The organism is Maribacter algae, from assembly GCF_047345745.1.
GTDB lineage: Bacteria > Bacteroidota > Bacteroidia > Flavobacteriales > Flavobacteriaceae > Maribacter.
In genome coordinates this window covers 641,997-663,767 of the sequence record NZ_JBLFES010000001.1, presented here as the reverse complement: position 1 = coordinate 663,767, position 21,771 = coordinate 641,997, and the positions used below count along the sequence as shown (strand labels likewise).

Below are 21,771 nucleotides of genomic sequence, written 5' to 3'. Positions count from 1 at the left end.
TAACAATAACGAAATTTTTAATTGTTTAACCATTATTTAATCAAGATTTAAACTAACTAACAAACGCTTTAAGTATGAACAAAAAAATTAGATATTTTTTTACGTTTGCGGCCCTACTCTGTTTACAGAGTATAATGGCACAGAGCACGACAGTTTCAGGAACTATTTCCGATGATAGCGGTGCCCCACTTCCGGGAGCAAACGTCGTGGAAAAAGGAACGTCTAACGGTACCGCTACGGATTTTGATGGGAACTATTCCATTACGGTATCTTCTCCATCCGCGGTATTGGTAATATCCTCTTTAGGATACGCCACAAAAGAAGTAGCGGTTAACGGTCAAAGCACTATTAATGAATTTTTGGATGAGGATGCCGAAAGTTTGGACGAGGTAATTGTAACGGCATTGGGTATAGAAAGAGACAGGCGCTCTCTGGGCTATGCCGTGACACAACTGGAAAGTGAGGCCTTGACAGAAGTAAAGACCTCAAGTGCATTAAACGCGTTGCAGGGCAAAGTAGCAGGCGTTAATATTACTCCTCCGGCTACTGGAGCGGCAGGCTCAACCCGTGTTATCATACGTGGAGCGACAACTTTAAGTGGAAATAACCAACCTTTATACGTGGTAGATGGAGTAACTATTGATAACACTCAATTAGGAGCCGCGAGCGAATGGGGCGGGGCCGATTCAGGTGATGGTATATCCAGCTTAAATCCGGACGATATAGAATCCGTTAGTGTATTAAAAAGTGGAGCCGCGGGCGCCTTGTATGGATCCAGGGCCTCAGGTGGTGTTATTCTTATCACCACAAAGAGCGGTAAAAACCAACAAGGACTTGGTGTGGAGTACAACAGCCAAATAACTTTTGATGCATTGAATAGTAACATTCGGGATTTTCAACGAGAATTTGGACAAGGTACCCAAGGCCGCCGGCCAGCCAATGCCGAGGAAGGTTTGAATACCGCTTTTTCTTCATGGGGGGAACGATTGGGGTCTGGTGAATCTATTCAATTCGATGGTGTATCCAGGCCTTATGCCAATACTGGCAATAATGAAAGCCGTTTTTATCGAACAGGAACTACACTAATCAATACGTTGGCACTTTCAAAAGGAGGTGAAGAATACAATTACAGATTTGGGGTTACCAATTTTGATAATAATGATATTTTGCCGAATAGTTCCTTGAACAGAAAAATATTTTCACTAAACCTAAATTCTACGTTTGCGGAAAAGTTGTCGCTTAATCTTAGTGCAAGATATAATGTAGAAAAGGTAACAAACAGGCCGAGGGTGTCCGATACGCCCGGTAACGCAAATTTTTCCGCGGTGTCCTTACCTGCCAATGTGAACATAGAAAATCTAGGAGCGGATACTGGAGGTGCAAGAGCCGACGGTAGTGAATTGCAAGCAGGTCCCAATGCCTTTGTGACCAACCCTTACTGGGCTGCCAATAATTTTACGAGTTTTGATCGACGAAATAGGTTTTTGGGTTCGGCCACATTACGATATGATATTCTGGATTGGTTGAACATCACGGCGAGGGCCGGTATAGATTTTGCTTCTACGCGCGCAGACCGGATCGAAGGTTTTGGGACTGCATTTACTCCGTTAGGTAGTATAGATGAAAACCAAAGCAGTATATCTCAAGTTGATTCTGACTTAATTATAGGTATAGATAAAACATTTAAGGATGATTTTAGGATAAACGCGCTTTTTGGGGGCAACAGAAACATTCAACGAAGTGATTTCTTATTTTTAAGGGGAGAACGCTTTATCATACCTTTTCTAGAGATTTTAGGGAATACGGAGAATGCAAGTCGTAGAAGGGATCTGCAACGTCAGGCACTAGGTAGTCTGTATGGTTCCGTGGAATTATCCTATAAAAACTATCTCTTCTTGACGGTGACGGGCAGAAACGACTGGTTTTCGACATTGTCGGCTCCGGGTAAAGAAACGCCAAACGATGATTTCTATCCATCTATCAGTGGTAGCTTTGTGCTGTCCGATGCTTTGGAAATGCCATCATGGGTCAGCTTTGCCAAAATACGCGCAAGTTATGCAGAATTGGCTGGACAAGGAGGAATACAACCTTTTGGTCTCAACTTACCTTTTCAAATTTTTGACCAAGGCCATTTGGGACAACCTTTAGGAGGTATTTCTACGGGAGATCTTCCTAATCCCACTCTGACTCCGTTTGACAAACAAGATATTGAAATAGGTTTAGACCTTAGTTTTTTTAATAATAGACTTGGCTTGGACTTGGCTTACTATAGCTCCGAAACTACCAATGATATTCTACCCGTTGATATCTCCAATACATCAGGTTTTGGAAGAGCGTTTGTTAATATTGGGGTATTGGAGAATGAAGGAGTTGAAGCCGCATTGCGTATTGTGCCTGTGCAGAGCAATGATTTTCAATGGAATATTAATACAAACGTAACCTTCAATGAAAGTTTGGTAGTTTCTACCGATGAAAACGATAACAATATTAATGTTGGTAATGTTAGGACTTTTGATGCTTCTATTCAACAGGTTCCTGGCAATCGCTTTGGCGTCATATTCGGTACTGCTTATGAAAGAAATCCACAAGGTCAAATTGTATATGATGCGGATGGATTGCCAGTTGAAGCGGCCGCCCAACGTATATTAGGGGATGGTGTTCCACCATGGGCCATTGGATTCAACAATTCATTCCGTTATAAAAACTGGAACATGAGTTTCTTGTTGGATGGTAAATTTGGTGGCCAGATTTACTCTGGAACAGATGCACTTGCAATTAGTAATGGATTGGATAAGAGAACTTTAGAAGGAAGGGAAACAGGTCTTACAGTTACAGGGGTTACCAACGTAACAGATGAGAACCCAAATGGAGAACCGTTTACGTTCACACATGACGATACTACTTTACAAGCGTATTATGGAAGGATAAGCTCTATTGCGGAAGAAGTGACCCAAGATGCGGACTTTATCAAATTAAGACAGTTTAGCTTAGGATATTCCTTGCCAAGCTCTATTTTGGATAAAACCTTTTTGAATTCCGTTTCTGTATCTGTCATTGGTAGAAACTTATTCTTTCTGTACAGGGCTACAGATAATATTGATCCGGAATCGTCCTTTAATGGAAGTAATGCCCAAGGGGTCGAGTTTTTTAGTCTACCAACAGTGGCCAGTTACGGCTTTAGTCTTAATTTAAAGTTTTAAAATATACGCGATGAAAAGATTTTCAATTTTATTTACAATATTTTTCGTGATGGTTACCTCCTGTGACGACGGCTTCGAGGATATTAACGAAAACCCAAACGCGAGCACCTCTCTAGCGCCGCAGCCAAAATTGGTAAATACCTTATTACGTACTTCGGGGGATCGTTTTGAGAACTGGCGCGGCAACTTAATTTACTCCTCCCTTTTTATACAGCATCATGCCGCTTTGGGAGGTGTTTGGGCAGGGGATAAATACTTTTATAATTCTCAATGGTCCGGGGCTTGGTTTGAAAGAGGCTATAATGATCAGGTAAAGAACATAGAAGATTTGCTCAATCAAGTGGAAACCGAAGATTTTCCAGAAGAAATGATAGGGATAACCCGAATTTTAAGGGTCTTCATTTACCATAAGATTACAGATCTTTATGGAGATGTCCCCTACTTTGAAGCTGGTCAAGGTTTTAATGAAGCTATTTTAAGACCGGTCTACGATCCACAGAGCGAAATATATCCGGATATGCTGAATGAACTTGCAGAAGCTACCGCACAATTAGGTTCTGGAACTTCGCAATTTGGAAGTTCTGATATCCTGTTTGATGGGGATTTGGGAAAATGGAGGCGTTTTGGCTATTCCATGATGCTTCGTTTAGGGTTGCGCTTGGTAAAAGTAGATCCTGCGGCAGCTCAGATGTGGGCTCAACGGGCCATAGATGGGGGTGTTATGCTGTCCAACGCCGATATTGCCTATATCGAACATACAGATGGTCCGGCAGGTATCAATAGAAATGGGAATGGCCAAGTTTTTCAAACAGGTGATAGCCGTGGATTACGTTTAAGCAATACTTTTGTAGATGCACTGAATGGGGATCCAAGGCTTAGAATTTTTGCAGCTTTGCCAGACCCTAATGCGGGAGATGAATTCGATTTAAGCGGTAGTAACGATCCTGCGGTTCAACAAGGCCTTCCAAATGGTCTGGACCCTACTACTGTTCTGGATATTCCAGATGGTGATGATATAAATAATTTTTCCGAACCCAATCGAAATTTGATTACAGGTGAGGCGGATCCCTACTTTTTTCAGAGTTATGCCGAAGTAGCCTTTATGCTTGCAGAAGCCGGTGTTAGATGGGGTATTGGAGGTGACCCAGCTACAAATTATGCAAACGGTGTTGAAGCAGCAATGCGCCAATTGGACTTGTATGATATTGGCGATGAAAGTGTAACCGATAGTGAAATAGCAGATTATTTAGTTGCAAACCCTTTTGATACCGGTGATGCTTTAAACCAAATTAACACACAATATTGGATTGCTACGTATTTAAACCACATTGAGTCCTATGCAAACTGGAGAAGAACAGGGTTCCCCGTATTAACGCCAGTAAATTTTCCTGGTAACGTGTCCATGGGTCAAATACCTAGAAGATTACGCTATTTTGAAAGAGAAATGACCGCAAATGCAACTAATTATCAAGCTGCGGTAGCACGCCAGGGTAGAGATGAATTTTTTACGCGTATTTGGTGGGACGCTGAATAATTTTAATACAAATATTAGTTTAGTTTGAGTAAGTTTAGTTTGATAAAGGAGGGTTTCCCCTCCTTTCTTTTTTGTATAATCCGTATCTTAATCTCATGAAATTTCGTTACGTATTTTACTGCATTTCTATCCTTTTTTTAGCCTGTGGTAAGACTGAAAAAGATACTGTTGAAAATATTAAACAGTTTACTTTATTGAACTCACAACATACGGGCATTACATTTTCCAACACGATAAAAGACACCCGTGAATGTAATATCCTGCTGTATGCCAATTTTTATGGTGGTGCTGGTGTAGGCGTGGGAGATTTTAACAAAGACGGGCTTGAGGACATTTATTTTGCTGGGAATCTAGTTCCGGATAAACTCTATATAAATCAGGGTGATTTAACTTTTAAGGACGCTACTGCCGTATCAGGAATACAAAATGACGGAGGTTGGTCTACCGGGGTAACCGTGGCCGATGTTAACAATGATGGGCATTTGGATATTTACGTAAGTCGTGAACTTTACGATGATAGACCTGAGTGGCGTACAAATTTATTGTATATCAACAAAGGAAATGGCACTTTCATAGAGCAGGCAGAAAAATATGGCATAGCCAACGATCAAAGAACGCGGCATTCTACATTTTTGGATTATGATAAAGATGGCTTGCTTGATCTTTTTTTATTGACACAGCCTCCCAATCCCGGTAATTTTTCTGAATATAAAGGAACTGTTTTGCTCCGGCCGGAATATTCCCTAACCTTATACAAAAATACCGGAGATGGTTTCAAAGACGTCACTAAAGATGCAGGTCTGGATAAAACTGGATTTCCCAATGGCGTATCGGCAAGTGATATCAATAATGATGGATGGACAGACCTTTATGTAGCCAATGATTTCTACGCACCGGATTTTTTGTTCATCAACAACCAAGACGGTACATTTACCAATAATGCCGACGAGGCTTTAAATCACATCTCATATTATAGTATGGGCGTTGATGTAGCCGACATAAACAATGACGAGCTTTTGGACATTTTTGTACTGGACATGGTGGCGGAGGATAATTTTAGGGCCAAATCCAACATGAGCGGTATGAACATTGATGCTTTTTGGAATGTAGTCAATAACGGTGGCCATTATCAATACATGTTCAACACGGTGCAACTGAACAATGGGAACACCACGTTCAGTGATGTAGCCCAATTAACGGGAATGGCCGCCACAGATTGGAGTTGGGCAAACCTAATTGCAGATTTTGATAATGATGGATTAAAAGACGTGTATATAACCAACGGCTTACTTTACGACATACGAAATACCGATGCCGACAAAAAAGTAGGCGAATTTGTACAGGAAACAGCAAAGAATTGGATACAGGAAAATCCAAACGCGGGTGATATTAGTATATGGGACATTCTAGATTTGGACAAGACCATAAACATACTGCCTTCTCAACCACTCAAAAATTATGCATTTAAAAATAAGGGCAATCTAGCATTTGACAAAACTATGGAAGATTGGGGCCTGGACCAGGAGTCCTTTTCCAATGGTGCAGCTTATGCAGATTTTGACAATGATGGCGATTTGGATATTGTCGTCAACAATATTAATTCGGAAGCCTTTTTATATCGGAATAATTCCGAAACCAATACCAATATGAATTTCCTTCGTTTTAAACTAGAAGACGCATCCAACAGACCGGTTTTTGGCAGTAGGATAAAAATATATACGGGAGATACGGTACAAGTACAGGAAACCACCAATGTAAGGGGAATCTACTCCACAAGTGAAGCTCGTGTACATTTTGGTTTGGGCAATATTAACAAAATAGATAGCGTGGAGGTGATTTGGCCCAACAACACAAGAACAATTAAATATAATCTTGAAGCCAACCAAATCCTACATTTGACTATGGACGAAGGTACGGAGGTACCAAAATCTTCCGCCACCACCAAAAAACAGCTTTTCGTAGATAACACTTCTACATCCGGAATCGATTTTACACATCAAGAAAATAATTTTGATGATTTTGAATACCAAGTATTGCTTCCCCATAAGATGTCCCAATTTGGACCGGCTTTAGCAAAAGGCGATGTGAACAATGATGGCCTGGATGATTTTTTCGTAGGGGCAGCAACGGGTTATAGTGCAGCATTATATATTCAAAATACGGATGGAAGCTTTTCAAAAAGTAACGAGGAACTATGGAAAAAGGAAGATGATTACGAAGATGTAGATGCTATTTTTGTTGATGTTAACGGAGATGGACATCAAGATTTATATGTGGTCAGTGGGGGAAATGAATATCCGAAAAATGATCCTCATTACATTGATCGTCTATACATGAACAATGGCGGAGGAACTTTTACCAAAGGCGCTATTCTTAATGTGAATCGTGTAAGTGGTTCCAAAGTTATAGCTTCGGATTATGACAAAGATGGTGATGTTGATCTGTTCGTTGGAGGAAGGCATACGCCCCAACAATATCCTTTGCCAACGTCCAGCATGTTGTTACAGAACAATAATGGGCAGCTGATAAACAAGACCGAAGCTTTGGCACCGGAACTTAAGAATATTGGAATGGTCACCGATGCGGTTTGGGCAGATTATGATAATGACGGGGATATAGACCTAACTTTAGTAGGAGAATGGATGCCATTAACCATTTTTAAAAACGAAGGGGACATTCTGACCAAAGAGACCGTTCAAGATTTAGAAAAAACTTCCGGGTTGTGGTTCAGTATTGATAAAGGAGATTTTGATCATGATGGCGATATTGATTTTATTGCGGGCAACTTAGGGCTAAATTATAAATACAAAACATCCGTAAAGAATCCATTTGATATATATTATGATGACTTTGATGAAAATGGCAGCAATGATATCGTATTGGGATACTACAATAATAATGTTCATTACCCTTTACGTGGTTTTTCCTGTTCCTCCGAACAAATACCCGGTCTTAAAAAAACATTCAAGAAATACGACACATTTGCCGCTTTGGAATTAGAAGAAATTTATGGCAGGGCAAACCTACAGAATGCTCTTCGTTATGAGACCAATACGTTCGCCTCATCCTATGTTGAAAATCTTGGGGACGGGCGTTTCAAAATATCCCGATTACCGATGGAAACCCAAATTTCCAATATTAACGATATGCTTATAGAAGACTTTAATAATGACGGCAATTTGGATGTGCTTATGGTCGGGAACTTATTTGTTTCCGAAATAGAGACGCCAAGAAACGATGCCGGGAAGGGAGTTTTCCTTGCAGGAAACGGAAAAGGGAATTTCTCCCCTATATCCTTATTGGAGAGTGGTTTTAATGCCCCGAAAGATGCGAAGAAAATAATTTTTATAAACACAAAAAATGAGCGGATGATATTCGTGGGAAACAATAATGCCAAGCTTCAATCATTTTTGATAAACAAAAAGTAATCTAAATAAAGAGTATTAGCCAAGGTATAAATCCACCAAGCCATCTGGAGTAATCACATGAATTTCCTTGTTTTCCCTATCTACCTTCGTGATAATATCATCGTTGATAGGAATTAAAAGTTCCTTATCGTTTTTAAGCACTTCGAACAATGCCTGTGCGGTAGTATCGTTCACACTTTTAACAACGCCTACATTCCCATGTTCGGAGTCGATAATAGTAAAACCTATTATTTCATGAAAATAAAATTTGTTCCCAGTGAGTTTGGGCAACAAGGTCAAAGGCAAGTATAATAACGAACCCATAATGCGATCCGCATCGGACTCCGTTTTTACTTCTTCAAAATCGATGCGAAGTAAATTGGATTTATGTAACCGACAGCGGTCAATAAAAAATGGAACCAGATTGTTTCCCAAAGAAACAAATACCGATTCCATTTTTTCGTAAATCTCAGGGTCGTCCGTATCTAGTTTGACAAGTACTTCACCCTTAAAACTATATTTTGAAACGATTTTGCCGAGGTAGAAACAATCTTCCTTGCGCATATCGTAACGTATCTATTCTTCTTCTGAAGTAGCTTCTTCTTTGACTTCTGGAGCAGTTTCGACAGCGGCTTCCGGCTCCCCGGCAGCTTCCACGGCCTCTACTTCTTCAGTGGCATCTTCTCCTTCTGGAGTCTCAGGTAAAGCAGCTGCTGCTGCTTCGGATGCTCTCTTTTCGTTCACTTCTTTTTCGGCAGCAAGCGCTTTTGCCTTGGCATCCGCTTTGGCTTTATCCAAGCCGCCCACTTTAGCGGCGATAGCAGCATCTTTCTCTTCCACCCAAGCCTTGAATTTCTCTTCTGCCTGCTCTTCCGTCAAGGCTCCTTTACGAACTCCTCCCAAAAGATGGTGCTTTAACATAACCCCTCTGTAAGAAAGAATGTTTCTAGCGGTATCCGTAGGTTGCGCTCCGTTTTGTAACCATGTAACAGATTTGTCAACGTTCAACTCAATAGTAGCAGGATTCGTATTTGGATTGTAAATTCCTAATTTTTCCAAGAACTTACCATCTCTCTTAGCGCGAGAATCCGCAGCTACGATCCAATAAAAAGGTTTACCTTTTTTTCCGTGTCTTTGCAATCTAATTTTTACTGGCATATCACATTAATTTGTAGGGTGCCCGACCCTGGTTATTAATTCTATTTTTCCCTTAAAAGGGCTGCAAATATATAAATTTCTATAATATACAACACGACTATAAAAGGATTAAATTCACTTTTAGTGTTAAATGCCTTTAACATTAACGTCTTTTATCGTTAAAGTGATGCTAAACCCCTGTGAATACTTGCAATTACGAAGATTTCTGTTATCTTATATATGAGGTTATTGATAGACAATAGCACATGAATTTAAAATGATAAGAGATAAAATGAAGTATTCAGAAAAAATTTCAAACAGATTAAACGATTTATTAACCCGTACATACGATGCCGAAAAAGGATACAAACTGGCACAGGATAAAGTAGATAATCCTTCCATCAAAAAATTTCTGGGAGATAAAGTGCAACAGCGATATAACTTTGGGCATGAACTTAAAAATGAAATTTCCAGTTTTGGACAATTACCCGATAAAGGCGGAAGTTTTAAGGGAGATGTACACAGAACTTGGATGAATTTAACTGCAACCTTGTCAAGTGACGAAACCGAAAAAATCTTGGAAGAGGTAGAACGTGGAGAGAAAGCGAGCTTAGAGGAGTACAATGAAATCTTGAACGATTCGGATATAGTGTTGGCACCATCTACTGAAAATATGCTGAGAAAACATAGAAATGCGATACAAGCAGCATTGAACACCAATAAAATGTACGATGAACTCGTATCCTAATACGATAGTATCATATCAATTAGAGTTAAGACCGGAATTAATCCGGTCTTTTTTATGGTTGATAACTCCTAAAAACTACATTTTTTCCAACTGGACATTTTAGGTATTTTTATTCATTACTCGTTAATGAGTACTGGTCCCCTGACTATTCATGGAATATAACTCAAATAGATAGAATCTTATATATGTACTTGATTTTTGATACCGAAACCACAGGCCTTCCCAAAAACTGGAACGCTCCCATAACCGATACGGACAACTGGCCGCGATGTATTCAAATTGCATGGCAGTTGCATGATGCCATGGGGAATTTGGTAGAACATCAAGATTATTTGGTAAGACCGGATGGATTCAACATTCCGTACGATGCTGAAAAAATACATGGTATATCTACGGCTCTGGCGGAACAGGACGGAGTGTCTCTTTCCGAGGTCTTGGAAAAGTTCAATATCGCCATGTCCAAGACCAAATTTATCGTAGGGCAAAATGTTGGTTTTGACTTAAACATTATGGGTGCGGAATTCCATAGAATGGGCGTTGAAAATCCGTTACAGGAATTGCCCGTTTTGGATACCTGTACGGAGCATACCGCACAACTTTGTCAAATTCCCGGAGGTCGTGGGGGAAAATTCAAGCTGCCCACGCTTACAGAACTGCATGAATACCTGTTTGGTGAACCTTTTGGAGAGGCCCACAATGCTACCGCAGATGTAGAGGCAACGACGCGTTGCTTTCTGGAATTGGTTCGCAAGAAACAATATACGGTCGAACAGTTGGATGTACAGCCCGATTATTTCCAGAATTTCTCGGAGGCTAATCCAAAGCCAATCGAATTAATCGGTCTAAAGCACATCAATCTTAAAAAAGCTTCCCAAAAAATAGCGGACGCTCTTTGGGATAAGGATACCGGTGGTGTTTCCGAGGAAGAAATCAACCAGAATATTAAAACCTTGGAAGATGCCACGTTCGTACATCTTCATAACCACTCCCAATTTTCGGTATTACAATCCACCATCGACATAAGATCCTTGGTGAAATCGGCTGCGCAAAATAAGATGCCGGCGGTTGCTTTAACGGACCATGCGAATATGATGGGGGCCTTTCATTTTGTAAAGGAAGTAGGAGCGCATAATAAATCCGTAAAAGAAAAAAATGCGGAATTAATAGAAAAAGGGGAGATTCCGACAGAAAAGGAAATTACCCCGATTATAGGATGCGAGTTCTTTGTTTGCGAGGACCATACCAATAAAAGCGTAAAAGATTACGGTTATCAAATTGTACTATTGGCCAAGAATAAGAACGGGTACCATAACTTGGCCAAAATGTCATCCATAGCCTATACCGATGGTTTTTATTACGTTCCACGAATCGATAAAAAAGTGATTCAACGGTACAAGGAGGATATTATCGTACTGACCGGAAACCTTTATGGGGAAGTCCCGGGAAAAGTGCTGAACGTTGGTGAAAACCAAGCCGAAGAAGCCTTGCTTTGGTGGAAGGTCGAATTTGGAGATAATCTGTATATAGAATTGATGCGCCACGGCCAAGAAGATGAGGACCGGGTTAATCAGGTATTGGTAGAATTCGCAAAAAAACACCAAGTAAAAGTGGTCGCCTCAAATAACACCTATTATTGTGATAAGGAAGATGCGGAGGCCCATGATATTTTACTTTGTGTAAAGGATGGCGAAAAACAATCTACGCCTATAGGTCGCGGTCGCGGGTATCGTTACGGACTACCCAACCAAGAGTACTATTTCAAATCTCAGGAGGAGATGAAGGAACTCTTTAAGGATGTTCCCGAAGCCATTTTGAACGCCCAAGAAATTGTCAACAAAATAGAACCTTTTGAACTGGCTAGGGATGTACTTTTGCCCAAATTTGACATTCCCGATAGCTTTAAGGTAGAAGAAGATGCTATGGATGGTGGCAACCGCGGTGAAAATGCCTATTTACGGCACATTACTTATGAAGGGGCGAAAAAAAGGTATGCCGAAATAACGGATGAAATTAAAGAGCGAATCGATTTTGAGTTGAACACGATTAAAAACTCCGGATATCCCGGATATTTTTTGATCACGGAGGATTTCATCAGGGAAGCCCGTAACATGGGCGTTTCCGTTGGCCCGGGACGTGGCTCCGCAGCTGGTTCCGTGGTAGCCTATTGTCTGACCATCACCAATATTGACCCCTTAAAATACGATTTGCTTTTTGAGCGATTCCTAAACCCGGATAGGGTTTCCATGCCGGATATTGATATTGATTTTGATGATGAAGGCCGTGGTCGCGTCATGGACTACGTAATCGATAAATATGGTTCAAATCAAGTAGCACAGATTATCACTTATGGCACCATGGCGGCAAAATCTTCCATTAGGGATACGGCACGCGTGTTGGATCTGCCTTTGGGCGACGCAGATCGGATCGCCAAGCTTATCCCAACCATGTCCAAGCTCGGGAAGATTTTTGGTCAGTCCGATGCCGACCTAAAGAAAAAGTTCAGGGCGGATGATCTGGAGAAAGTGCATCAGCTATTGAACATTTCGGAAGGGGACGATTTGGAAGGCCAGACCTTGAAAATGGCCAGAACATTGGAAGGTTCCGTAAGAAACACGGGGATTCATGCCTGTGGCGTGATCATTACGCCCGATGATATCACCAATTTTGTTCCGGTAGCTACAGCCAAGGATTCAGATTTGTACGTCACGCAGTTTGATAACTCCGTTGTGGAAAGTGCCGGATTGTTGAAGATGGATTTCCTCGGATTGAAGACCTTAACGCTAATCAAGGACACCGTAAAAATCGTAAAAGCCAAACATGATATTGATTTGGTACCGGATGATTTTCCATTGGACGATGAAAAGACCTATGAGCTTTTCCAAAAAGGAGAAACGGTAGGGGTGTTTCAATATGAATCGCCCGGAATGCAAAAACACATGAAGGATTTAAAACCTACGGTGTTTGATGATCTCATCGCCATGAATGCCCTATACCGACCGGGGCCGATGGAATACATTCCCAGTTTTATTGCCAGAAAACATGGGAGGGAAGAGATTGCCTATGACCTTCCCGTTATGGAAGAATATCTCAAAGAGACCTATGGGATTACGGTGTACCAAGAGCAAGTGATGCTCTTATCCCAAAAATTGGCGGGCTTTTCCAAGGGCGATGCCGATGTACTCCGTAAAGCCATGGGAAAAAAGATTTTTGCCCTACTACAAAAGTTAAAACCCCAATTTCTGGACGGTGGGGAAAAGAACGGTCACCCACGAGATGTCCTCGAAAAAATATGGAAAGACTGGGAAGCTTTTGCAGCCTATGCTTTTAATAAAAGCCATTCTACATGCTATGCGTACATTGCCTACCAGACCGCTTATCTAAAAGCCCACTACCCTGCCGAATATATGGCCGCGGTATTGAGCAACAATATGAACGACATTAAGCAAGTGACCTTCTTTATGGAAGAATGTAAACGTATGGGTCTAGAAGTGCTGGGACCTGATGTCAACGAATCCTACTATAAATTTGCGGTAAATAAAAAAGGTGCCGTACGTTTTGGGATGGGTGCCATTAAAGGGGTAGGTCGTTCGGCGGTCGAGACCATAGTCGAACACCGTAAAAAAGACGGCAATTTCACCTCTGTATTCGATTTGGCAAAACGTATCGATTTACGCTCTGCTAATAAAAAAGCTTTCGAAAATTTGGCCGTTGCAGGAGGATTCGATTCTTTCGGAACTACTCATAGGGCACAATATTTTCACGATGAAGGCGATGGTATTACGTTTTTGGAAAAAGTGATTAAATCCGCTGCAAAATATCAGGAAAACAAAAATTCTTCCCAGATGGATATGTTCGGAGGAATGAGCGAGGCACAGATTCCAGAACCTATCGTCCCTCCCTGTGAAGAATGGGGTACCATGGAAAAATTAAGGCGGGAAAAGGAGGTTGTAGGCATCTATATTTCCGGGCATCCGTTGGATGATTTTAAAACGGAAATAAATGCATTTTGCAATGCAGGACTCGCGCATGCCAATGATTTGGAAAGCTGCGTAAACCGAGAACTCTCCTTCGCCGGGGTAATTACCGATGTGCAACACCGTATTTCCAAAAATGGGAAAGGCTGGGCCGCTTTTACCATGGAAGATTATACGGATTCCTTTGAGTTTAGAATTTTTGGGGAAGAATATCTAAAATTTCGGCATTTCTTGATGATAAATTCCTTTGTTTATGTAAAAGCTTTTGTACGTGAAGGTTGGACGAACCGGGAAACAGGCAAAAAAGGAGATCCCAGAATTCAGTTCAATAGCTTTATGTTGTTACAGGAAGTCATGGAAACCTATGCCAAAAAACTGACCATAAAACTTAACATTGATGAGCTTAAAGAAGAGAACGTATATCAATTAAAGGATACTTTGGTGAGCCACAAAGGCAATCATACCCTAAATTTTGTGGTGTACGAAATGCAGGAGGAAATAAAAGTAAATTTAACGAGCCGAAAGCAAAAGGTCCAAATATCCAGTGAACTTCTACTGCAATTGGAGGAAGATCAAGTTCATTTCAAATTGAATTGATGCGATTTTCTAAGTCTACAAAAGTGAAACTGGGCGAGAAAGACATACCCGTAAAAGTACGGACACACTTTAAAAGTATACGCCGAAAAATCTGGGAGACCGAGTAAAATAGTATAAGTATGCCCAATACCGTTATAGGTATTATGAATATGGCAATAGTAAGGAACGTGAGAAATATTTGACTAAGTTTGCATAATCATTTAAAGTAAATATAATGGCATTAGAAATAACGGATGCTACTTTTGACGAAGTAGTTTTAAAGAGCGATAAACCTGTAGTAGTTGATTTTTGGGCAGCATGGTGCGGTCCTTGTAGAATGGTCGGTCCAATCATAGACGAAGTAAGTTCCGAATATGAAGGCAAGGCCGTTGTTGGTAAGGTCGATGTTGATGCCAATCAAGAATTTGCAGCTAAGTATGGCGTGCGCAATATCCCGACCGTATTGGTTTTTAAAGGTGGAGAAATTGTAAATAGACAAGTAGGGGTTTCTCCAAAAAAAGTATACACGGATGCTATTGATGCCGTGCTATAAGCATGCATTTTAATACAATTTTAAAAAAGCTCGGCATATGCCGGGCTTTTTTTATTTTACCTTTGAAACCAAATGAATTTACAATCGGAATTAAATAAAGCATCGCTTTTCCAAAATCTAGAACTTTTGGCCAATCAAGTTGTTGAAGGATTTATTAGCGGAATCCACAAAAGCCCGTTCCATGGTTTTTCCGCCGAGTTTGCCGAGCACAAAATCTACAATACCGGAGAAAGCACCAAACACATAGACTGGAAACTTTTTGCCAAAACGGACAAATTATATACTAAGAGATATGAGGAGGAGACCAATCTGAGATGTCATATGATCTTAGACAATTCCGCCTCTATGTACTATCCGAAAGTGGAACATTTAAACCTCAACAACCTAAATAAGATAGGATTTTCCGTATTGGCTATCGCCGCTTTAATGAACGTATTAAAAAAACAAAGGGATGCTGTGGGGCTCAGCGTGTATTCCGACAATTATAACTATTATTCTCCTGAAAAAGGGAGTGAACGCCATTTTCAAATGCTTTTGGCCAAACTTTCCGAAATAAGTTTGGAAATGAATCCGACAAAAAAAACGGAGACCTATACCTATTTACATCTGATCGCGGAAAAAATAAAAAGACGCAGTCTCATTTTTTTATTTACCGATATGTTTCAAACCGAAAAAACTGATGAAGAACTTTTTGAGGCCCTCCGACATTTAAAATATAATAAGCACGAAGTAGTGCTTTTCCATTTACTGGACAAAGAGAAAGAATTGAATTTTAACTTTGAAAATACCCCTAAGCGTTACTTGGATGTAGAAACTGGGGAACATTTAGATTTGTATGCCGATAATATAAAGCAAGCCTATGAAAAGAGTGTTTCCGAATATCTTAACGCTATAAAATTAAAATGTGCGCAATACCGCATTAAATATGTTGATGTGGACATACACACTGATTTTTCTATCATTCTAAATACATTTCTGGTAGAACGGCAAAAATTCATTTAGGTTCAAAGATATTTTACGAAAATTGTTTGCGTAATTGGAATAGCAACGTATATTTGCACACGCTAAACGCCACGGTCTGGTAGTTCAGTTGGTTAGAATACCTGCCTGTCACGCAGGGGGTCGCGGGTTCGAGTCCCGTCCAGACCGCTAAAAATTGTTCAAAATTTAACAAAAAGCCTGTAAATCAATGATTTACGGGCTTTTTAATTTTAAATAATATCAAAAGTCACCATATGATATCATATAAAAAGTGCGGAAATCGGCGCGTATTTTACCCCTCCAAAAACCCGCACCTAAATCGCTGTAATTGACTGTTAAAGAAAACTTTACAGCGAAATTTTAACATTTGTTTTTCGTACCTTCTGGTGAGGATTTAAAACCCGCACCTATGTATGGAAAGATGAGCATCCTTTTTTACCCGAAAAAATCTGAAAGAAATGATGACGGAATGGTCATGCTATATGCACGTATAACCATAAATGGTAAGCGTGGTGAGTTCAGTTTAGGTCGTCGCATAGATGAACAACGGTGGGATTCACGTGGCGGAAAGCTGAGAGGAACAACTACAGAGGTATCCAATTTCAATCGATTTCTGGATAATGTCAAGAATAGGCTTTACGACATTTATGATTCGTTGCTAAAAGAACGAGAAGATATTTCAGCAACCATCGTAAAGAATATCTATCTGGGAAAACAGGGCAAAGAGTATATGCTTCTTGAAATCTTTCAAGAGCATAATGATGAGATTGAAAGTCTGTTGGGTAAAGGTTTTACCAAAGGGACTTTACAACGCTATAAGGCAGCTTATAAGCACGTCTCGGCTTACATCATACAAAACTACCATAGAAACGATATTCCCGTGCGTAGGGTCGACCATAAGTTTATTACGGGATTGGAATTCTTTTTGAAGTCGCAAAGAAACTGCGAACACAACACGGCCATCAAATATGTGGTGAATTTTAAAAAGATTATGCGTATTGCCTTGGCCAACGAATGGATTACCAAAGACCCCTTCTTTCATTGGAAAGCTTCTTGGAAAACAAAGGAAAAGCAATATCTGACCCAAGCCGAATTGGATGCGCTACGGGATAAGAAGTCATTTTTGCCCCGTCTTGATTTGGTCAGGGATGTTTTTGTTTTCTGCTGTTACACAGGTCTAGCCTATTCGGATGTGCAACAACTAAAAGAAGAGCATATTATAATAGGGGTCAATGAGGATAGATGGATTAAAATGCCTAGAAAAAAAACCAAGGCTATAAGTAGTATACCATTATTGGCTCCAGCTGAAGAAATTATTCTTAAGTATCGTAACCATCCTTACGTATTAGATGGAAAAGGCGTTTTGCCAGTATTGACCAATCAGAAATCCAATGCCTATCTAAAAGAGATTGCGGATGTCTGTGGAATCAATAAAAATCTTACTACGCATTTAGCGCGCCATACATTTGCAACTACAGTGACATTGTCAAATGGAGTATCAATTTCGACAGTTAGTAAAATGTTAGGCCATCGTTCGTTAAAGACTACTCAGATATATGCAAAGGTTCTTGATAGCAAAATTGCAGAAGAAATGGGGCGACTAAAAGAAAAGATAAAAACGAACGAGATTTCAGCTTCGAATAATGAAAGCACCATTGATAACTAAAGTTGTCCCATAAAAGGTCAATTAACGAAACTACTAAAAGAGACCACGAATGAGGCTTTCTACAAAAAAGCTTCATAATCTTTCAATACAGTCCTTTGAAATCGCCGTTTTATTTAACAAAAAATAACTATCAATTTTTATAGAAAGTCACACATGATTAACTATAGTTCTTTGTTGAAATAGCCAGAAGGTGAAGTACCCATTAAACTCCTAAACGCCTTATTAAATGTGGTTTTAGAATTAAAACCCGCTTCTTGTGCCAATCCGAAAAATGTTAGTTCTTTTGCCTTATCGGTTTTAGCCAAGTCTATAAACTCCTTTATCCTGTAATAGTTGACAAAATCGAAGAAATTCATACCAATGCGTTCGTTCAAAAGGCGTGCTAATTCAGGGTTGCTAATGCCTAGCATTGTGGCGAGTTCGGCCTTCATTAATTTGGTGTTCAAGTAGGGTTTTTTTGCCATCATCATTTGCTCTAGCTGTGTTTTCAACTGATTTAAATCTTTATGGCTCAATTTAGACTTGCTATACTTCTGTGGGAGATTCAATGATTCTATTCGATATAGTTCTGGTGCAATCATGCCATAATAGGCTATAAAAAGAATAATAAAAGCGATTCCTAACCAAATGAATTTTCGCGCTTCTCTTTCTATGGTTTCCGGCCCAAAAAGACTGATGAAATACATACTTGTCCAAACCAAAAGACAGATTCCGATGGCAATCAAAAAATTCAAAAAGAATTGTGTTTTTATCGTATAGCTTAGTTCATTTTTAAGGCTGTTCCTAAACTTTAAAAACTGTCTTAAACTTAAAAACCAATAGGTACAATTAAACGTAAGCCCAATCCCTACTAAAACATCAACTACGACGTATAATTCTCCTCGTTGTATTCTGGCAACAATAACTTCATCTGAGGGTATCATAAAATAAAATACCACAAATAAAATGTAGCCAATAGCAGGAATATAATGCACTAAATCTTTAACGTTAAAACGCTGATTGGTAAGTGATGATTTGGTAAAAAGAAATACGGTTGACCCAAAAAGTAGAATAGCAAATTCAGAGACAGTGATTAACCTGAAATTATCTCCAAACAACTTCGATATATATAATACTCGACCTAACAACCCTATAAAAAGAACTAAAATCAAAAACGCTATATACCCATTTACATTTTTTCGATTCTTTGCCGAAAACAGATAAACCCCTAATAAGAATAGGCTTTGAAAAAAGCCGAAGTAGACCAACTGATTTAAAAGTGTTTGCATATTTTAAAATAAACTGGCAAGCATAGTTAACTTACCAGCTTTACTGCTTATTTGATTATAAATTGGTTTACGTTCCGGATTCCCTTGTCGCCCATTTTCATACTTTCTTTGGCGAACGCATCAAAAGACGCTCTATCATTCCACTCTGTCAATACCATATAATCTGGTTTATACATGTAACCTACAGAGGACATTGAATCATTCAATTCCAACAATACTTTTCCGCCTTTGCTTTTAGCTTTTTTGAGCCATTTTTTTTTGAAGTCCATAAAAGTGCCAGTATCCTCTTTCCAATAGGCGGTCGCCACAAGTACCTTTTCAGGATTTAAATCAAAAAAAGTATCCTCTTTTATCTCGTAATAGGCGAGGTAGAACGATGACCACATAGCTCTTCTTTGTTCGTGAAAATCTGGTACTACAGTAGTTATTTCATTTAGGAACTTTTTTCTGCTCGCCAAATCGGTCCATTTACCAAAAACGAAGGAACCTGGTTGTATGCCCCCTTGTGTAGTTTCTACAATGGAAAGGATAGGCTGCGGTTGGTATCCCGTTTTAAGGGCGAATGTAAATGCTGTTTCTTTATATCTGGGGAATAATTTGGAAAAATCTGGTTTTCCGGTAAATAAAAGGATGTCTAACACCTCACCTTTTTTAAATTCCAATCTCTTCGTTTTTTCTTGAGCGTTTACTATTAATCCACCACAAAAAAGGATTGCTAATACTACTGTACATTTTAATTTTTTCATACTAAATAATTTTAAGTTTAAAATTCATGTGGCTAATGTAGAATGCGTTCCATAACCCACAAAAGAAAACGAGTTGGTATAGGTGCGCATACGGTATACGTTCTTATTTTAAGGGTGTTTCAGCGATTCTCGACCAAATATGTACATGTTAGCATGAATGTAAAATCACGTTCACCAAAGAATAATCAAGTGTGATTTTGAGATTAAATCGAATTTAAAAAGGGGAGTAGATTGTCTTTGTAATTGTTTCCAATCGGGATTTCCATTCTTCCGATTTCAACATCATTTTTGGTGTAGGCGGTAATTTTTTTGCTGTTCACAATATAGGAACGGTGCAAACGAATAAACCGATTATCCAATCGCTTTTCAAAAGCGGAGATACTTTCTTTTACGGTTAAGGGCGCTTCTTCTTGAAAGTGTATTTTAATGTAATCTTTTAAACTTTCGGCATACAAAATAGTATCAAAAACAACCTTGATCTGTTTTTTGGCTTTGTTTACAAAGAGGTAGTCGCTTTTATTTATGGTAGTATCATTGGAGTTACTCAATTCAGTCTTTTCTACCTGTTTTAAAAATTTCTGAATTGCCTGAAAGAAGCGTTCAAAGAAAATCGGCTTTAATAGATAATCCAGCGCGTTCAATTCAAAACCATCTATTGCATAATCTCGATAAGCGGTGGTAAAAATTACTTCGGGTTTTTGAACCAGATTTTTAAAAAAATCTGTACCCTTTAGTACTGGCATTTCAATATCAAGAAACAAAAGGTCAACCTTGTTTTTGCTTAAAATTCCACTTGCATCTATAGCGCTTGGGCAAGAAGCAACGAGTTCAAAATCTGGAATCTTCTCGAGGTAGCCTTCAAGTAACTCCCTCGCCAATGGTTCATCATCTATGATTACACACCGGTAACTCATGCCACTGCTAGTTTAAGATTGGCCGAAAACGTGCTTTTCCCATTCTCAATAATGAGGTCGTAGGCTTTTGGATATAAAAGTTCCAGTTGCTTTTTTATATTTTGAAGCCCTATGGATTCTTTGTTGTCCGATTCCGTGGTAACAGTAGGCTTACTATTTTCAACTTTGAAAAGAAGCTCTTCTCCTTCTTTAGAAATGGTGATATTTATACGCGCCTGATGTATCTCATTGGCAACACCATGTTTGAAGGCATTTTCCACAAAAGTGAGCAAAAGCAGCGGGGCAATTCTTTCTTGACCTGTTACATTTTTACTGAATTCAATTTTTACCCTATCCGCATAGCGCATTTTTTCTAAGGACAAATAGTTTTCAATGAGCTCAATTTCCTTTTCTAAAGAAACATAAGATTCGTTACAGCGATATAAAATGTAGTCTAAAATTTCTGACAGCTTTCGGATTACTTTTGGAGTATCCTCTGATTTCTTCAAGGCCAACGCGTATAAATTGTTCAACGTATTGAACAAAAAATGCGGATTCAATTGATTTTTTAATGCAGCAAGCTCTGCGGTTTTCTTCTGTTCGTTCAACTTTAGCAATTGTTGCTTTTCCGTATATAGTTTTAATACTAAAATCAGAAAAGTAGGATAGAGCAGGTACAATGATTTGGAAACAAATTCACCGAAATTTAAAAAGCGACCGAAAAACGAAGGGTCTTCAAAACGTTTGATATAATTCGCATACGTTGCCGGGAATGATGGTTCAAAAAAGTAAATAAAAATGAGGTTACAAATCGCATAGAATGAAAAGAGCACCAATGTAACGCCTGCTACAAAAGCGATTGTTTTCCCTTTATTCAAAAGTTTGGGGATTAAAAACTCAACAATAACAAAAGCCATTGCAATTTGAAGTGCTACCCTGATACTAAAAGTTACGGACAATTCATAAGTACTTGTGTAATACCAACTTGAAGTTGATGCGGAGAAAGCAAAAATCAAAATCGCAAATACCAAGTACTTGTACTTTGAAATTTCCAAAAAATGTTGCACTCGTTGCCACATGGGTTATTA

Annotated in this window: 14 protein-coding genes and 1 tRNA gene; 9 read left to right on the top strand and 6 right to left on the bottom strand. The window is 39.3% G+C overall.

The window, feature by feature from the left end:
* The first annotated feature begins 74 nt into the window (after positions 1 to 74).
* The 3 genes from ACKWBX_RS02890 (at position 75) to ACKWBX_RS02880 (ending at position 8,162) form a co-directional block, all read left to right on the top strand.
* On the top strand, positions 75 to 3,200 hold the full coding sequence (locus ACKWBX_RS02890) for a SusC/RagA family TonB-linked outer membrane protein (protein ID WP_413967139.1): 3,126 nt from the start codon (positions 75 to 77) through the stop codon (positions 3,198 to 3,200).
* 10 nt (positions 3,201 to 3,210) lie between these two features.
* The gene (locus tag ACKWBX_RS02885; protein ID WP_413967138.1) at positions 3,211 to 4,734 is read left to right on the top strand and encodes a SusD/RagB family nutrient-binding outer membrane lipoprotein; all 1,524 of its coding nucleotides are present in this window, start codon (positions 3,211 to 3,213) and stop codon (positions 4,732 to 4,734) included.
* A 95-nt stretch (positions 4,735 to 4,829) separates the two neighbouring features.
* Complete coding sequence (locus ACKWBX_RS02880; RefSeq protein ID WP_413967137.1) at positions 4,830 to 8,162, top strand: VCBS repeat-containing protein; 3,333 nt, start codon at positions 4,830 to 4,832, stop codon at positions 8,160 to 8,162.
* 15 nt (positions 8,163 to 8,177) lie between these two features.
* On the opposite strand, the gene rimM is transcribed toward ACKWBX_RS02880, so the two are convergent.
* A complete protein-coding gene (gene rimM / locus ACKWBX_RS02875; protein WP_413967136.1) occupies positions 8,178 to 8,705 on the bottom strand; it encodes a ribosome maturation factor RimM in 528 nt (175 codons plus the stop codon).
* A gap of 12 nt (positions 8,706 to 8,717) precedes the next feature.
* Positions 8,718 to 9,299 carry a 30S ribosomal protein S16 gene (locus ACKWBX_RS02870; RefSeq protein ID WP_413967135.1) on the bottom strand — a complete coding sequence of 194 codons (582 nt, stop codon included), beginning with the start codon at positions 9,297 to 9,299 and terminating at the stop codon, positions 8,718 to 8,720.
* 271 nt (positions 9,300 to 9,570) lie between these two features.
* On the opposite strand from ACKWBX_RS02870, the gene ACKWBX_RS02865 reads away from it, so the two are divergent.
* The 6 genes from ACKWBX_RS02865 to ACKWBX_RS02840 all read left to right on the top strand — a co-directional run bounded on the left by ACKWBX_RS02865 (position 9,571) and on the right by ACKWBX_RS02840 (position 17,776).
* Complete coding sequence (locus tag ACKWBX_RS02865) at positions 9,571 to 10,026, top strand: ferritin-like domain-containing protein (RefSeq protein ID WP_413967134.1); 456 nt, start codon at positions 9,571 to 9,573, stop codon at positions 10,024 to 10,026.
* 185 nt (positions 10,027 to 10,211) lie between these two features.
* Entirely contained in the window at positions 10,212 to 14,597 is a 4,386-nt protein-coding gene (gene dnaE / locus ACKWBX_RS02860; RefSeq protein ID WP_413967133.1) for a DNA polymerase III subunit alpha, read from the top strand.
* Between the two features lie 214 nt (positions 14,598 to 14,811).
* Positions 14,812 to 15,129: a thioredoxin gene (gene trxA, locus ACKWBX_RS02855; RefSeq protein WP_413967132.1), complete on the top strand. Its 318-nt coding sequence runs from the start codon at positions 14,812 to 14,814 to the stop codon at positions 15,127 to 15,129.
* Positions 15,130 to 15,201: 72 nt separating this feature from the next.
* Positions 15,202 to 16,131 (top strand): DUF58 domain-containing protein, encoded by a 930-nt coding sequence (locus ACKWBX_RS02850; protein ID WP_413967131.1) that lies wholly within the window; start codon positions 15,202 to 15,204, stop codon positions 16,129 to 16,131.
* A gap of 73 nt (positions 16,132 to 16,204) precedes the next feature.
* Positions 16,205 to 16,278 (top strand) — tRNA-Asp (locus ACKWBX_RS02845).
* 199 nt (positions 16,279 to 16,477) lie between these two features.
* Complete coding sequence (locus tag ACKWBX_RS02840; protein WP_413967130.1) at positions 16,478 to 17,776, top strand: site-specific integrase; 1,299 nt, start codon at positions 16,478 to 16,480, stop codon at positions 17,774 to 17,776.
* Between the two features lie 161 nt (positions 17,777 to 17,937).
* On the opposite strand, the gene ACKWBX_RS02835 is transcribed toward ACKWBX_RS02840, so the two are convergent.
* The 4 genes from ACKWBX_RS02835 to ACKWBX_RS02820 all read right to left on the bottom strand — a co-directional run bounded on the left by ACKWBX_RS02835 (position 17,938) and on the right by ACKWBX_RS02820 (position 21,762).
* Positions 17,938 to 19,044 carry an AraC family transcriptional regulator gene (locus tag ACKWBX_RS02835; protein ID WP_413967129.1) on the bottom strand — a complete coding sequence of 369 codons (1,107 nt, stop codon included), beginning with the start codon at positions 19,042 to 19,044 and terminating at the stop codon, positions 17,938 to 17,940.
* A 47-nt stretch (positions 19,045 to 19,091) separates the two neighbouring features.
* Positions 19,092 to 19,790, bottom strand: coding sequence for a hypothetical protein (locus ACKWBX_RS02830; RefSeq protein WP_413967128.1), 699 nt, complete (start codon positions 19,788 to 19,790; stop codon positions 19,092 to 19,094).
* 203 nt (positions 19,791 to 19,993) lie between these two features.
* Positions 19,994 to 20,704, bottom strand: coding sequence for a LytR/AlgR family response regulator transcription factor (locus ACKWBX_RS02825; protein WP_413967127.1), 711 nt, complete (start codon positions 20,702 to 20,704; stop codon positions 19,994 to 19,996).
* Positions 20,701 to 21,762: a sensor histidine kinase gene (locus ACKWBX_RS02820; RefSeq protein ID WP_413967126.1), complete on the bottom strand. Its 1,062-nt coding sequence runs from the start codon at positions 21,760 to 21,762 to the stop codon at positions 20,701 to 20,703. Before ACKWBX_RS02820 ends, ACKWBX_RS02825 begins: the two co-directional genes overlap by 4 nt.
* Positions 21,763 to 21,771 lie beyond the last annotated feature (9 nt).